Source organism: Tistlia sp., assembly GCF_040905785.1.
Classification (GTDB): Bacteria; Pseudomonadota; Alphaproteobacteria; order Kiloniellales; family DSM-21159; genus Tistlia.
In genome coordinates, this window is sequence record NZ_JBBDQW010000025.1 from 43,299 (window position 1) to 57,004 (window position 13,706).

The 13,706-nt window shown below is 70.8% G+C and carries 13 protein-coding genes and 1 riboswitch; of the genes, 7 read left to right on the top strand and 6 right to left on the bottom strand.

The annotated features are described in order from the left end of the window. Positions 1 to 152: 152 nt before the first annotated feature. Positions 153 to 494, top strand: a complete 342-nt coding sequence (locus tag WD341_RS06280; RefSeq protein ID WP_368424581.1) for a helix-turn-helix transcriptional regulator — start codon at positions 153 to 155, stop codon at positions 492 to 494. Next, positions 413 to 1,567: a hypothetical protein gene (locus WD341_RS06285; protein ID WP_368424582.1), complete on the top strand. Its 1,155-nt coding sequence runs from the start codon at positions 413 to 415 to the stop codon at positions 1,565 to 1,567. Before WD341_RS06280 ends, WD341_RS06285 begins: the two co-directional genes overlap by 82 nt. A gap of 152 nt (positions 1,568 to 1,719) precedes the next feature. On the opposite strand, the gene WD341_RS06290 is transcribed toward WD341_RS06285, so the two are convergent. Then, positions 1,720 to 2,313 (bottom strand): hypothetical protein, encoded by a 594-nt coding sequence (locus WD341_RS06290; protein ID WP_368424583.1) that lies wholly within the window; start codon positions 2,311 to 2,313, stop codon positions 1,720 to 1,722. A gap of 637 nt (positions 2,314 to 2,950) precedes the next feature. On the opposite strand from WD341_RS06290, the gene WD341_RS06295 reads away from it, so the two are divergent. From WD341_RS06295 to WD341_RS06315, 5 genes are all read left to right on the top strand, one after another. After that, entirely contained in the window at positions 2,951 to 3,586 is a 636-nt protein-coding gene (locus WD341_RS06295; protein ID WP_368424584.1) for a FecR domain-containing protein, read from the top strand. Continuing rightward, positions 3,564 to 5,690, top strand: coding sequence for a CHASE2 domain-containing protein (locus WD341_RS06300; protein WP_368424585.1), 2,127 nt, complete (start codon positions 3,564 to 3,566; stop codon positions 5,688 to 5,690). Before WD341_RS06295 ends, WD341_RS06300 begins: the two co-directional genes overlap by 23 nt. A gap of 95 nt (positions 5,691 to 5,785) precedes the next feature. Further along, positions 5,786 to 6,014: riboswitch (cobalamin riboswitch) on the top strand. A gap of 39 nt (positions 6,015 to 6,053) precedes the next feature. Further along, entirely contained in the window at positions 6,054 to 6,236 is a 183-nt protein-coding gene (locus tag WD341_RS06305; RefSeq protein ID WP_368424586.1) for a CbtB-domain containing protein, read from the top strand. 9 nt (positions 6,237 to 6,245) lie between these two features. Then, positions 6,246 to 7,004, top strand: a complete 759-nt coding sequence (locus WD341_RS06310) for a CbtA family protein (RefSeq protein ID WP_368424587.1) — start codon at positions 6,246 to 6,248, stop codon at positions 7,002 to 7,004. Positions 7,005 to 7,123: 119 nt separating this feature from the next. Further along, positions 7,124 to 8,287, top strand: coding sequence for a GNAT family N-acetyltransferase (locus WD341_RS06315; RefSeq protein WP_368424588.1), 1,164 nt, complete (start codon positions 7,124 to 7,126; stop codon positions 8,285 to 8,287). A gap of 24 nt (positions 8,288 to 8,311) precedes the next feature. On the opposite strand, the gene WD341_RS06320 is transcribed toward WD341_RS06315, so the two are convergent. From WD341_RS06320 to WD341_RS06340, 5 genes are all read right to left on the bottom strand, one after another. Beyond that, complete coding sequence (locus WD341_RS06320; protein ID WP_368424589.1) at positions 8,312 to 9,475, bottom strand: CaiB/BaiF CoA transferase family protein; 1,164 nt, start codon at positions 9,473 to 9,475, stop codon at positions 8,312 to 8,314. A gap of 1 nt (position 9,476) precedes the next feature. After that, positions 9,477 to 11,873 carry an ATP-dependent Clp protease ATP-binding subunit ClpA gene (clpA, locus tag WD341_RS06325; RefSeq protein ID WP_368424590.1) on the bottom strand — a complete coding sequence of 799 codons (2,397 nt, stop codon included), beginning with the start codon at positions 11,871 to 11,873 and terminating at the stop codon, positions 9,477 to 9,479. Between the two features lie 8 nt (positions 11,874 to 11,881). Next, positions 11,882 to 12,208, bottom strand: coding sequence for an ATP-dependent Clp protease adapter ClpS (gene clpS / locus WD341_RS06330; protein ID WP_368424591.1), 327 nt, complete (start codon positions 12,206 to 12,208; stop codon positions 11,882 to 11,884). Between the two features lie 303 nt (positions 12,209 to 12,511). Beyond that, positions 12,512 to 12,676, bottom strand: a complete 165-nt coding sequence (locus WD341_RS06335; protein ID WP_368424592.1) for a hypothetical protein — start codon at positions 12,674 to 12,676, stop codon at positions 12,512 to 12,514. Between the two features lie 296 nt (positions 12,677 to 12,972). After that, positions 12,973 to 13,500, bottom strand: coding sequence for a phasin family protein (locus tag WD341_RS06340; protein ID WP_368424593.1), 528 nt, complete (start codon positions 13,498 to 13,500; stop codon positions 12,973 to 12,975). Positions 13,501 to 13,706 lie beyond the last annotated feature (206 nt).

The following is a 13,706-nucleotide window of genomic DNA, read 5'->3' on the forward strand; positions in this document are numbered from 1 at the left end:
CGCCGCCGTCCCCGGTTGCCTCCGGCGGGGCGGCGGCACGGCCGGGGGGGGGGGGGGGGGGGGGGGACGCCCCCCAATCGTCCCGCCCGGCCAACCCTTCTCCCCCGGCTCGGACCCCGCCATCCTCGCGTGGCGGAGCGAACACTGACCCCATGACCCTCGCCGCCGCCGAGATCCCCCTGCCCCCGCCGGACAAGCTTTGCCTGTCCCAGGCCGATGTCGCGGCACTCATCGGCATCTCCTACAACCAGGTCGAGGCCTGCGTCGCCGCTGGCCTGCTGCCCGAGCCGCTGACCTTCGGCAAACGGTGCCGCCGCTGGTATCGGCCCGCTGTGGTCGCGCTGCTGGACAGGCGCGCCGGGCTGGCCGATGCTGCCGCCTCCCACGACGAGGCCGCCAGCAGGGTCCAGGAATGGCGAAGCCACCCCACGCGAAAGCCCCGCCCACCCAGCGAGCGCCCGCCCTTCGCGCGCCCGCCGGGGCGATCCGCCTGAAATACGTCACCCGCCGCCGCGGGCCCAAGGGCCGGGTCTACTGGTACTGGCAGCGCAAGGGCTTCGCGCTGGAGCGCCTACCCGACGACGAAACCCTGCGCTTCGCCCGCGCCCGCGAACTCAACGCCTGGGCCGAGGGGCGCCTCTCCGCGAGGCCCAAGGTCGAGCCCGCGCCTGACGCCGTCGTGCTGCTGGTCCGCCGCTACGAGGCGACCGACCGCTACAAGGCCCTGGCGCCCGGCACCCGCACCTACTACGACCGCCAGCTGCGCCTCATCCTCAAGCTCTGGGGCGATCTGCCGGTCGGCCAAGTCAGCCGTCGTGCCGTGGTCGACGTCGTCGAGCTGCTGCCGGCTGGCGAGAAACGCAAGTTCGCGGCGGTGCTGTCCAACCTCTTTCGCCTGGCCGCCTACCTCGGCTGGGGCGCCGGCGCCAACCATGCCCGCGAGCTCGAGATCGCGACCCGCCGCCGCGACGACATCTGGGACCCGGCCGACTTCGCCGCCTACGACGCCGCGGCCGGCGGCCACCCCCACGCCCGCAACGTCCGGCTCTACCGCGCCGTGCTGCGCTACAGCGTGCAGCGCCCGGGCGACGTCGCCGCCATGGCCGAGGGGCGCCTGTTCCTGCGCGCCGACGGCAGCTGGCGCATAAAGCTGCGCCAGGCCAAGACCCGGCGCCTGGTCGACCTGCCGGCGCACCGCGACCTGGTGGCGATCGTCGAGGAGATCCGCGCCGGCGACCGCGCCGCCGGCCTGCCCGCGCCGCTGCCGGCGACGCCGCTGTTCCGGCGCCGCCCCGACGAGCCCGAGCCGGCCAAGCTGGTCACCGCCCACAACCTCTGGTCCTGGTCGCGCGAGGTGCGCCGCGCCGCCGGCCTCGAGCGTCTGCAGGACCGCGATCTGCGCCGCTCCGGCATGGTCGCCATGGCCGAGGCCGGCTGCACCGACATCCAGATCGCCGCCGTCTCCGGCCACACGATCGAGCAAACCCGCAGCATCCTGGAAACCTACATCCCCCGCACGGCCGCCATGGCCGACGCGGCGATCCTGCGTTGGGAAGGCGGGGAATGATTCCCGAGAGCAGGCGTTACAACGCTAGGACCGGATGACAAGTTAGTAACTTGCTTACGATTGCAAGCTAGCCTAGGTATGCTGGGTTAGTGTGCAACACAATCAGGGAGGGGCCTCCACATGACCGATAGGTACATCCCGATCTACTAACCTCAACCGAGGCGCTGCCTCACGGTACCGCTAAGAAATAGGGCGTGCTCGTACAATCCGGCGGGCACGCCCGCTTCTTTTTGGCGACCATCGATGTGATCGCGAAAGCACACGTCGATACCGATGATCGGCCCTCGGAACAGCTTGTCGATGTCGTCAAGCGGAACGTACCCGTGCCTGACCATCAGGCCGACCGTTTCAAAAAAACCGAGTATTTTCATTAGTTTAGAGTAGCCCTCTTCGTCTCCCTCCCGCATCTGCCCCAATATTTTCGTGAACTCCGCCTGAACCTGCTGCATGCGCTCCCCGTCGTTCACCCGCGGTGCCCGATCAGTGACGATCTCCTGTGCTTTGTCCTGCAGGTCGCTCCACAGCACTCTCGCTTCCGCCATAGTGGGTTCATCGAATCGTCTGTCCAGCTCAAGCAAAAACGTCGCCCGCCGCTGCAGCTCGATCGTCCTCAGCTGGCGGTAGCCGCAGCCGGCCGCGAGGCCGGCAATCACCAACAGGAGTATCTGCGAGATCCAGTACGTGTTCTCCAGCCAGTTCCACTTGAACGCCTCGGTCATAAAGAGTGTGAACTGCTCTTCCACCATGCCCGGTCCCCTCTCATCTGCCTTAAGGCTACACGGATCGGTAGGTGTTGATAAGTGCCTGTTCGACCCGCTAGGTGTCTAAACCAGCGGCCCCGTATTTTAGACCCGGCGAGCAAAACGCTAAAGATATCAAGAGCCCAATCGTACGAGTGGTACCTGTGAGCCGTTGAGGCGAGGTCAGCCGGCCCGCCGTCTCGCTTTCTCCGCCAGCACACGACCCGCTTCATCCCGAGCGCGCCCGCGCCAGCGGGCGCAGTCGAGGGACGCAAGGACGGTGCCATGGGTCGCGCTTCCGGCCCCGGTCCGTCGCGCCCCTCGACAGCTCGGGGTGAAGCGAGGCAAGAGCGAACGGCGAGGTCAGCCCGCCCGGGGTCACGCTTTCTCCGCCAGCACACAACTCGCTTCATCCCGAGCGCGCCCGCGCCAGCGGGCGCAGTCGAGGGACGCAAGGACGGTGCCATGGGTCGCGCTTCCGGCCCCGGTCCGTCGCGCCCCTCGACAGCTCGGGGTGAAGCGAGGCAGGGCCCCCGACTGCACCACGGGTACACTACCGAGACAGCGGCGGCTTCCCCAGCTATCCTGGCCTTGACGACATCCCGGACGAGAGCGAAGCCGGGAACGCGGAGGAGAGCTGACGATGAACCGCCGACACCTGCTCGCACTGCTCCTGGTCCTGGCCATCTCCCTGGCCACGTCCCCGTTCGCACCGCCCGCCGGCGCCCAGACGGAGCCGCCGGAGGCGGTCGCGGTCACGGCCGCCCTGGAGGGGCAGGTCTTCCTGTTGCGCGCAGGCAGGCAGATCGCGCTCGAACCGGGCATGGCCGTCGCCGAGAGCGACGAGGTGCTGACCTTCCCGAACGGCCGGGTGCGCCTGCGCTTCGCCGACGGCTCCCTGGTCACGATCGGCCCGAACAGCCGCTGCCTGGTCGCCTTCCGCCGACACACCGCCGAGCGCACCGGCCAGGTCCTGCGGCTGATCGAGGGCATCCTGCGGGTCTTCACCGCCGAGGCCGCCGCCGACCGCATCGAGGTCCGCACCCGCTCGGCGATCTCGACGCCGCGCGGCACCGAGTGGATCGTCGAGCGCCTGCCCGGCTCGACGGCGGTCTTCGTGATCGAGGGCGCGGTGGCGGTGCGCGGCGCCGGCGATGCCGGGGTGCTGCTGGGGCCCGGCTTCGGCACCGACGTGCCCGACGGCGCCCCGCCGGGCGTGCCGAAGCGCTGGGGCCAGGCACGCGTGGAAGACGTTCTTGAGCGCACCCACCTCCCCTGACCGGCGGCCGGACGCGGAGCGTCCAGGGCCGCCGGCGGCGCGCGCCGGCCCGCATCCCGAGGAGTGGCCGATCGACCGGCTGCGCCGGCGCTGGGCGATCCTGGCCGGGGTGCTGCTGGTCGTGGTCTTCGCCGTCGGCGGCACCTGGCTGGTCGAGCGCGCGCCGCTCTCGACCCTGGAGGCGCAGACCCTCGACTGGCGCTTCCGTCTGCGCGGGCCCCTGGAGCCGGCGCCGGAGATCGCCGTCGTCACGATCGACGAGCAGAGCCTGGAGGCGACCGACGGCTGGCCGCCGCGCCGCGAGACCCTGGCCGAGGCGATCGAGCGGCTGAGCGCCGCCGGCGCCCGCGCGATCCTCTTCGACCTGCTGCTCGAGCAGCCCGCGACGACCCTGCCGACGGAGCTGAAGGAGCAGCTTTCGGCGCTGCGCCGGCTGCTCTCGGAGGGCTCTGAGCCGGCCCTGGCGCTGGACCGCCTGATCGAGGCCGACGCGGGCGACCAGCGTCTGCGCCGGGCGCTCCAGGCCGCGGACAACGTGGTGCTGCCCTTCGCCCTCTCCTTCGACGAGACCAGCCTGGCGGCGCCGGGAAGCCTGGCGCTGCGCGACTGGGCGGTCGGCCGGCTGACCGGTGTCGTCGGCGACCAGCCGGAGCGGCTGTCGCTGCGGCCGAGCCGCGTCGCCCTGCCCGACCGCGGCCTCATGAACGAGGCTGCCGGCCTGGGCCACGCGCTGATTCTGCTCAGCGACGACGGCCGGCCGCGCCGGCAGCTCCCCGCCCTCGGCATCGACGGCGAGTACTATCTTTCGGTAGCGCTCGAAACGGTGCGCGTCTTCGACGGCGGCGGCCCGGCGGAGATCGACTTCGGCCGCGGCATCCGGATGGAGCGACGCACCGTGGAAACCGATCGGCGTCTCGGCGCGATCGTCAACCACACCGGCGCGGCCTACCCGACCTATCCTCTGGTCGAGCTGCTGGAGGGCCGGACGCCGGCCGAGGCCTTCCGCGGCAAGCTCGTCGTCCTCGGTGCCTCGGCGGCGGTCGCCGGCCGCGGCTTCGCCACGCCCTTCGACGCCAACCTGTCCGGCCACCTGCTGCAGGCGACTCTGATCGACAACGCCCTGAGCGCCCGCTTCCTGAAGCGCGGACCGCTGGTCGCGGGCCTCGACCTGGTCGCCGCCCTGCTCGGCGGCCTGCTCGCGCTGCTCGCCAGCCTGTTCCTGCGTCCGACCCTTGCGCTGCCCGCGGTGCTGCTGCTGTTCCTCGCCGGCTTCGCCGTCGCCCACCTGCTGCTGGTCGAGCAGCAGCTCTGGCTGGGCGTGCTGGTGCCCAGCGCCACCGCGCTGCTCGGCGGCGTCTGGGGCGGGACGGTGCTGACCCTGGCCGAGTTCAACCGTCGGCGCCGTATCGAGGTCGAGCGCGCCAACCTCTCGCGCTATTTCTCGCCCTCGCTGGTCGAAACACTCGCCGGACGCCGCGACGAGCCGATCGCGCGCCAGCAGGAGGCGGCGGTCCTGTTCGTCGACCTGGTCGGCTTCACGACCCGCAGCGAGCGCATGGCGCCGGAGCGCTCGCTGACGCAGTTGCGCCGCTTCCACGCGCTGGTCGAGGAGGCGGTCTTCGCCGAGGAGGGTACCCTCGACAAGTTCCTCGGCGACGGCGCCCTGGCGACCTTCGGCGTGCCGGAGCCGCGCGCCAGCGACGCCGCCGATGCCCTCGCCTCGGCCAAGCGGATGGCGGCGGCGGTCGCCGCCTGGCGGGTCGAGGACCCCGAGGCGCCGACGGTCGCGATCGGCGTCCACCACGGCCGCCTCTTCCTGGGCGACGTCGGCGGCCGGCGCCGCTTCGAGTTCACGGTGATCGGCGATACCGTCAACGTCGCGAGCCGCCTGGAGGGCATGGCGCGCGAGCAGGGCGCGGTGATCCTGACCTCCGACGCCTGCGTGCAACGGGCCCGGGCGGTAGGCGCGCGCGGCGAGGCCGCCGTCGAGGACTTCGAGCCGCTGCCCCCGCAGCCGCTGCGCGGCCGCACCGAGCCCGTGGCCCTCTGGGCCTGGGGCCGCAGCCGGGGCGGCGAGGAGGAGGCCGTGGTCGCGCCCGGCTGAGGCGCGCCGGGCCCCCGGCGCCGCGTCGGCCGCTCTCCCCGGAAGGGTCGCAGTCGCTCGCAGCGGTGCCGCTTTCCGGCTTTGCGAAGCCCGGTCAAAAGGGCTAGCGTGTCGGCAGCGACGGTGTCGGGAACGCGGTGAGCGGCCCGCCGGGCTCTGGTTGGAGCCGGGCGATCCCGTGAATCCGCGGCTGCCCCCGCAACTGTGAGCGGCGAGCGCTCGAAGCCCTGTCACGCCACTGCGGGAGACTCCTTCCCGCGGGAAGGCAGCCGAGAGCGCAGCGACCCGCGAGCCAGGAGACCGGCCGCCGCAGGGTTTGACGACTTCAGCCGTCGGGTGTGACGGCGCAGGGAGAGAAGAGACATGTCCTATTCGACCGAGACGGCCCGCACCGGCTCCATGGAGCGAGCCCAGGCCGCGGTGCCGGCCGCCGTGGCGATCCTGCTGGGCCTGTTCCTGGTGTTCGGCGTCGGCTTCGCCAACCCGGCGACGATCCACAATGCCGCGCACGACAGCAGGCATTCCTTCGCCTTCCCCTGCCACTGAGGCAGGCCGATGCTGCGACGGATACTGCTGACCGCCCTGGCGGCCGGCCTGATCGCCGGCGTCCTCGTCACAGCAGTGCAGAGCGTAACGACGACGCCGATCATCCTCCACGCCGAACAGTACGAGAGCGCGGCGGAGCCCCACGACCATTCGGGGCTGGACGCGCCGGCGGCACCGCTGGCCGACCTCGCGGAAGCGCTGCTGCCCTCGGCGCGCGCCCACAGCGACGCGAGCCGCGACGCGGGCCACGAGTCGGCGGAGGGGAGCAGCTGGGCGCCCGGCGACGGGCTCGAGCGGCTGTTCTACACCCTCTCTGCCAACCTCCTGCTCGGCGTCGGCTTCGCCCTGCTGATCGTCGCCGGCTTCGTGCTGCACGGCCGCGAGGTCACGACCCTCAGCGGCATCCTGTGGGGCGGCGCGGGCTTCGTCGTGGTCACCCTGGCGCCCGGCCTCGGCCTGCCGCCGGAGGTGCCCGGTTCGCTCGCCGCGGACCTCCAGGCGCGCCAGCTCTGGTGGCTGTTCGCCGCGGTCGCCGCGGCGGTCGGCCTCGGCCTCGTGGTCTTCGCCGCCCGCTGGCCGGCGAAGGCGCTCGGCGTCGCGGTCGCCGCCCTGCCGCACCTGCTCGGGGCGCCACAGCCCGAGGCGCTGGGCGGCAACGTGCCGCCGGAACTGGCCGGCCACTTCGCCGCCGCCTCGATCGTCGTCAGCGCGATCTTCTGGGCCCTGCTCGGCTGGCTCTCTGCGACCTTCTACCGGCGGCTCTCCTGAGGTTCCGCCGACGGCTGCGCCGCCCGCGCGAGCCTGGTCCTTGCCTGCGCGGGGGACAGGTCTAGACTTGTCTCGGGGAGCCGGCGCGCCGCCGCCCGACCCTCCCCGGGGAGCCAGCATTGCCCGACGGCGCGACGCCGATCCTGATCAAGGTCGCGACCTCCATGAAGGAGGTCGAGGCGGCGCAATGGGACGCCTGCGCAGGCAGCGACAATCCCTTCGTCAGCCATGCCTTCCTGAGCGCGCTGGAGGACGGCAAGGCAGCCACCGCGGAGACCGGCTGGCTGGCACAGCACCTGCTGCTGGAAGGTCAGAACGGACAGCTGCTCGGCGCCGTGCCGCTCTACCTCAAGAACCACTCCTACGGCGAGTACGTCTTCGACTGGGGCTGGGCGGACGCCTACCAGCGCGCCGGCGGGCGCTACTATCCGAAGCTGCAGTGCGCCGTGCCCTTCACGCCCGTCACCGGCCCGCGCCTGCTGATCCGGCCCGAGGCCGAGCGCGACGCGATCGCCGACGCGCTGATCGCGGGCCTGACCGAGATCGCGCGCCGCCACGAGGTCTCCTCGCTGCACGTCACCTTCCCGACCCGCGAGGAATGGCAGCGCTTCGGCAGCCTGGGCTTCCTGCAGCGGATCGGCCGCCAGTACCACTGGACCAACGAGGGCTACGAAAGCTTCGACGACTTCCTCGGCCGCATGGTCTCGCGCAAGCGCAAGGCGATCCGCAAGGAGCGCCGGCAGGTCGTGGAGAGCGGAATCGAGCTGACCGCCCTGACCGGCGACGCGATCCAGGAGCGCCACTGGGACTCTTTCTATCGCTTCTACCTGAACACCGTCGACAAGAAGTGGGCCAGCGCCTACCTGACCCGCGAGTTCTTCCACCTGCTCGGCGAGCGGCTCGGCGACAAGGTCGTGCTGATCGTCGCCGAGGCCGAGGGCCGGCCGGTCGCCGGCGCCCTCAACCTGCGCGGCGGCGACACCCTCTACGGCCGCAACTGGGGCTGCGCGCTGGACTACAGGTTCCTGCACTTCGAGGCCTGCTACTACCAGGCCATCGACTATGCCATCGCCCACGGCCTGAGGCGGGTCGAAGCCGGCGCTCAGGGCGAGCACAAGGTGCAGCGCGGCTACCTGCCGGAGGAGACCTATAGCGCCCACCTGATCCAGGACCCGGCGCTGGAGCGTGCCGTCGAGGACTTCCTGGACCGCGAACGCCCGGCGGTGCGCCACGAGATCGAGGCGATGCGCGAGGAATGGACGCCCTTCCGCGGCGACTCCTGAGCGCCGCCGGGCCGCGGCGCTAGACTAGACCTTCGTCTCCTGGCCGGAGAAGCCGGCGGCGGGCTGCGCGCCGCACCAGGCCGCCAGCGCCTCGTCCGGCGCAAGCTCGCGGACCGGGGCGCGCTCGGGCGGCGGCTGGCCGTCGACCCAGGCGCCGAGCAGGCTCTCGACGCGCGGCCCCTCGGCGGCCGCCGGGTCGCCGCGCAGCCGCAGCTGGCGGCGCGCCGCCACCTGGGGATGGTCGGCGACCTCGGCGAGCTCGGGCACCGGCTCGAAGCAGCAGTCGAGCGGCCCGAGCAGCGCGGTCCAGTGGACCAGGGGTGCGGCGGCGAAGACCGCCTCGACCTCGCCATTCAGTGCGTCCTGCGGGAAGGCCTCCCACTGGCGCTCGATCAGGTCGGGCCGGCCGACCGCCTCGCAGAAGGTCCGCCAGAACTTGGCCTCGATCGCGCCCAGGGTGACGAAGCGGCCGTCGGCGGTGCGGTAGACGCGGTAGCAGGCAGCGCCGCCGTTGAGGGCCGCCCGCCCCCGTTCCGGCTGCCAGCCCGGCCGCAGCGCCGCCGTCAGCGGCAGGGCCTGCCAGGCCAGCACCGTCTCCATCAGGCTGACGTCGAGATAGGCGCCGGGCCCCGCGGCCCCGCGGCGGATCAACGCCGCCAGGATCGTCACCACGGCCTGCAGGGCCGAGGCGTGATCGGCGACAGGCGGATAGGCGACGCTCGGGGCCGCCTCGGGTCCGGAGGCGACGAGGCCGCCGCCGACCGCCATGTAGTTGATGTCGTGGCCGGCCTTCTGCGCGTAGGGCCCGCTCTGGCCGTAGCCGGAGAGGGCGCAATGCACCAGCCGCGGGTTGAACTCCGCCAGGTCGGCCCGGCCGAGGCCGAGCTTCTCCAGCGTGCCGGGCCGGTAGCTTTCCAGCAGCACGTCGGCCACCGCGACCAGCCGGCGGAAGGCCTCGCGCCCCGCCTCGCTCTTCAGGTCGAGCCGGACGACCGCCTTGCCGGCGTTGAGCGTCTTGTACCAGGCCGAGACGCCGTCCCCGTCCAGGGGGCCGAGGGCGCGCATCGGGTCGCCCGCGGGGGGCTCCACCTTGAGAACCTCGGCGCCGAGGTCGGCGAGCAACTGGCCGGCTGCCGGTCCCGGCAGCCACTGGGACAGGTCGAGAACCCGGGTTCCCGTCAGCAGCAAGCTACTCGACCAGCTCGGGAACCTTGTCGTCGATCTCCGTGGTGCCGCCGCCCTTGCCGCCCTTGCCGCTCCTGCGTCCGTCCGGCTTGCGGCCGGGGCCGCCCCCGGTGGGCTTGCCGCCGGCGGGCTTGCCCGGCGCCTCCTCGAACAGGAAGGTCGGCTCGCCGTCGACGATGTCGACCTTGACGACGCCGCCCTTGGTCAGCTTGCCGAACAGCAGCTCCTCGGCGAGCGGCCGCTTGATGCGGTCCTGGATGACCCGGCCGAGCGGCCGGGCGCCGAAGTTCTCGTCGTAGCCGCGCTCGCCGAGCCAGCCGCGCGCGGCGGGGGTCAGCTCGATGGTGACGTGGCGGTCGGCGAGCTGAGCCTCCAGCTGGATCACGAACTTGTCGACAACGCGCTGGAGCGTCTCGGGGGTCAGGCCGGCGAAGGGGATGATCGAGTCCAGCCGGTTGCGGAACTCGGGGGTGAACATCCGGTTGATCGCCTCCTGGTCCTCGCCCTCCCGCTTCTGCCGGCCGAAGCCGATCGCCGGCTTGGCCATGTCGGCGGCGCCGGCGTTGGTCGTCATGATCAGGATGACGTTGCGGAAGTCGACGTGCTTGCCGTTGTGATCGGTCAGCTTCCCGTAGTCCATGATCTGCAGGAGGATGTTGAAGAGGTCCGGGTGGGCCTTCTCGATCTCGTCGAGCAGCAGCACCGAGTGCGGGTGCTGGTCGACGGCGTCGGTCAGCAACCCGCCCTGGTCGAAGCCGACATAGCCCGGCGGCGCGCCGATCAGGCGGCTGACCGAGTGGCGCTCCATGTACTCGGACATGTCGAAGCGCGTCAGCTCGATGCCCAGCGAGTGGGCGAGCTGGCGGGCGACCTCGGTCTTGCCGACGCCGGTCGGTCCGGAGAAGAGGTAGCTGCCGATCGGCTTCTCCGGCTCGCGCAGGCCGGCGCGCGCCAGCTTGATGGCGCTCGCCAGCGCCTGGATCGCCTGGTCCTGGCCGAACACCATGGTCTTGAGGTCGCGCTCCAGGTTGCGCAGGGCCTCCTTGTCGTCGGACGAGACGGTCTTGGGCGGGATCCGGGCGATCTTGGCGACCACCGCCTCGACCTCCTTGACGCCGACCACCTTCTTGCGCCGGGACTCGGGCAGCAGCGTCTGGGCGGCGCCGACCTCGTCGATCACGTCGATCGCCTTGTCAGGCAGCTTGCGGTCGTTGATGTAGCGGTGCGCCAGCTCGACCGCGGTGCGCAGCGCCTCGTTGGTGTAGCGCACCCCGTGGTGCTTCTCGTAGTAGGGCTTGAGGCCGCGCAGGATCTTGACCGAGTCCTCGACCGAGGGCTCGTTGACGTCGATCTTCTGAAAGCGGCGGACCAGGGCGCGGTCCTTCTCGAAGTAGTTGCGGTATTCCTTGTAGGTCGTCGAGCCGATGCAGCGCAGGCCGCCGGCCTGCAGCGCCGGCTTCAGCAGGTTCGAGGCGTCCATGGCGCCGCCCGAGGTGGCGCCGGCGCCGATCACGGTGTGGATCTCGTCGATGAACAGCACCGCGTGCGGCTGCTGCTCCATCTCGTTCATTACCGCCTTCAGCCGCTCCTCGAAGTCGCCGCGGTAGCGGGTGCCGGCGAGCAGGGCGCCCATGTCGAGCGCGAAGATCGTCGCGTTCTTCAGGACCTCGGGCACCTCGCCGTCGACGATGCGCCGCGCCAGGCCCTCGGCGATCGCGGTCTTGCCGACGCCGGGATCGCCGACGTACAGCGGGTTGTTCTTGGTCCGGCGGCAGAGCACTTGGATGGTGCGCTCGATCTCGTGCTCGCGCCCGATCAGCGGATCGATCTTGCCCTTGCGGGCCTTCTCGTTCAGGTCGATGCAGTAGGCGTCGAGCGCCTCGCGACCCTTCTTCGAATCCTTGTCCGTGGCGGCGGCCTCCGGCTGTTCCTCTGCGCCGCGCACGGTCCGGGGCTTCTCGTGCCCGGGTACCTTGGCGATGCCGTGACTGATGTAGTTGACCGCGTCCAGGCGGGTCATGTCCTGCTCCTGCAGGAAATAGACCGCGTGGCTTTCGCGCTCGGAGAACATCGCGACCAGGACGTTGGCGCCCGTGACCTCCTCGCGCCCGGACGACTGCACGTGGATCGCGGCGCGTTGGAGGACGCGCTGGAAGCCGGCGGTCGGCTTGGCCTCCCCGGCGTGGGCGTTGATCAGGTTCGAGAGTTCGTTGTCGATGTAGTCGCCGACTTCGCCCTTGAGCTTGTCGACGTCGACCCCGCAGGCCCTCATGACGGCGACGGCGTCACTGTCCTCTCCCAGAGCGAGCAGCAGGTGCTCGAGCGTGGCGTACTCGTGGCGCCGCTCGTTGGCGAAGGCCAGCGCGCGATGCAGCGTCTTCTCGAGGTTGGCCGAAAGCATCTAGCGCATCATTCCTTTTCCAAAGTGCACTGCAGCGGATGCTGGTGCTTGCGAGCGTACTCCACGACCTGCGTCACCTTGGTTTCGGCGATCTCGTAGGTGTAAACGCCGCAGACGCCGACTCCGCGTCGATGCACGTGCAACATGATGGTCGTCGCCTCCTCCCGGCTCTTGCCGAAGAAGCGCTCCAGCACATGGACGACGAACTCCATCGGCGTGTAGTCGTCGTTCAGCATCAGGACCTTGTACATCGACGGCTTCTTCGTACTGGTCCGGGTGCGCACGATTACGCCGGTCGAGTTGCCGCCCCTCCGCTTGCTGTCGTCGTCGCTCATCGTCCTCATTTTCCCGGCTCGGGTCCGGGCGCCTGGTCATGGCGGAGCGCCGCGCGCTACGGCTCCGCCCTGTTGAATTAGGTTGCGGCGGAGAGCCTTCCGTCAAGGGGGCGGCCGGGCGGTGGGCCAAGGCTTCCCCCTCTCACTGCGCCAAGTGGGCTAGATACTGCCCGGCGAAATCGAACTGCACACTCTCCGCGAAGGCCCGGGCCAGCCGCTCCGCGACCGCGCCCGGCAACCGGCCGGCGCCGCGCGGCCGGCCGTCGATCGAGCGGATCGGAGAGAGGCAGAGACCTGTCGATGTCAGGAGCCTTCCTCCGCGGTCAGTACGTCGTAGGGGTCTAGATCGGTCTCCTCGACCGGGATTCCCAGTGCCGAAGGGAGATCGTTCACGCTTTTCCGGGCGATCCCCGGCTGCACCGCGCCGGTGTTGCGGCCGCGGAAGGATTGCGCCGCGTCGCCGTCCATGAAGCCGCGGTCGCGGAACGAGATGCGAGTCCCGCTCTCCGGCAGGCAGCTGCCGTTGAACCCGGCGGCGCGCTCCTGCGCCCCCGGTGCCGTGCGGCGCCGTGGCGCTCGACGCCGTACCGCTCCGCGAACCCGACATGGGCATTGCTCCCCATGGTGTCTTCGGCGCGAAGGCTAACACGCCTAAGGAGTCGCCGCAGCAGGGCGAAGGCGCGCGGCCCCGGCGACAACGAAAGAAGGCCCGGCGGTTCTCACCGCCGGGCCGTCAAGGTCGCTCGGAAGGGATGAAGAGGGGCTTAAGCCGCCGGCTTCATGATCCTCTCGACCGTGACCTGGGCGCGCTCCTGGAGCGGCGCGAAGGCCTCGTTGGCGGTCTTCATCGACATCTCGGCGACCTTGGCGCTCTCGGCGATGCAGCTGTCGAACAGCGTGCGGCTGTACTCGCTCTGCAAGTCCAGCATCTCCTGCAGGTTCTTGGCTCCGAGCACCTTCTTGGTGGCGGTCATGCCGCTTTCGACGTTGATCTGGGTGAAGCCCATGATCTCCTTGGCCAGGGTCTCGAAGCCCTTGGCGAAGGTCGTCGTGGTGGAGACGACGGCGTCGAGGTTCGCCTTGTTCAGGCTGACCAGCTCGTCGTAGCTCTGGAAGACCGCGGCCGAGGTCTTCTCGACCTGGTCGCGGGTCAGGGTGGCGGTCTGCTCGTACTGCCGGGCGTAGGCCTCCGTGCCGGCCTTCATCACGGCTTCCGCGGTCTCCTTGCCGGCATTGACGGCGGCTTCGACGGGCGCCAGGGCGTCCTGCTGGGCGGTCTTCTTGGCAGTCATAAGGGTCTCTCCTCGTCGGGGGCTCAGGGGCGCTGAGCGGTGGCTCGGTTTCTGGCGTTGCCGGTTTTGTGCACCGCAACATGACCAAAAGATAAGCACCTCCGGTTGTGAGTCAAGCGATTTTTGCTGCAGTGCAGCATAGGATCGTCCCGGCCTCTCCCGGGCGCCGAGGCGCGACCGGACGCAGGCTGGGCGCCGCGGCTCGC

What these genes read in the sequence shown, in the direction of transcription:
- WD341_RS06295 (WP_368424584.1), top strand. Translation starts at nt 2,951, where the DNA reads ATGAACCGCCGACACCTGCTCGCACTGCTCCTGGTCCTGGCCATCTCC.
- clpA (WP_368424590.1), bottom strand. Translation starts at nt 11,873, where the DNA reads ATGCTTTCGGCCAACCTCGAGAAGACGCTGCATCGCGCGCTGGCCTTC.
- WD341_RS06290 (WP_368424583.1), bottom strand. Translation starts at nt 2,313, where the DNA reads ATGGTGGAAGAGCAGTTCACACTCTTTATGACCGAGGCGTTCAAGTGG.
- WD341_RS06310 (WP_368424587.1), top strand. Translation starts at nt 6,246, where the DNA reads ATGCTGCGACGGATACTGCTGACCGCCCTGGCGGCCGGCCTGATCGCC.
- WD341_RS06280 (WP_368424581.1), top strand. Translation starts at nt 153, where the DNA reads ATGACCCTCGCCGCCGCCGAGATCCCCCTGCCCCCGCCGGACAAGCTT.
- WD341_RS06335 (WP_368424592.1), bottom strand. Translation starts at nt 12,676, where the DNA reads ATGGACGGCGACGCGGCGCAATCCTTCCGCGGCCGCAACACCGGCGCG.
- WD341_RS06305 (WP_368424586.1), top strand. Translation starts at nt 6,054, where the DNA reads ATGTCCTATTCGACCGAGACGGCCCGCACCGGCTCCATGGAGCGAGCC.
- WD341_RS06340 (WP_368424593.1), bottom strand. Translation starts at nt 13,500, where the DNA reads ATGACTGCCAAGAAGACCGCCCAGCAGGACGCCCTGGCGCCCGTCGAA.
- clpS (WP_368424591.1), bottom strand. Translation starts at nt 12,208, where the DNA reads ATGAGCGACGACGACAGCAAGCGGAGGGGCGGCAACTCGACCGGCGTA.
- WD341_RS06285 (WP_368424582.1), top strand. Translation starts at nt 413, where the DNA reads ATGGCGAAGCCACCCCACGCGAAAGCCCCGCCCACCCAGCGAGCGCCC.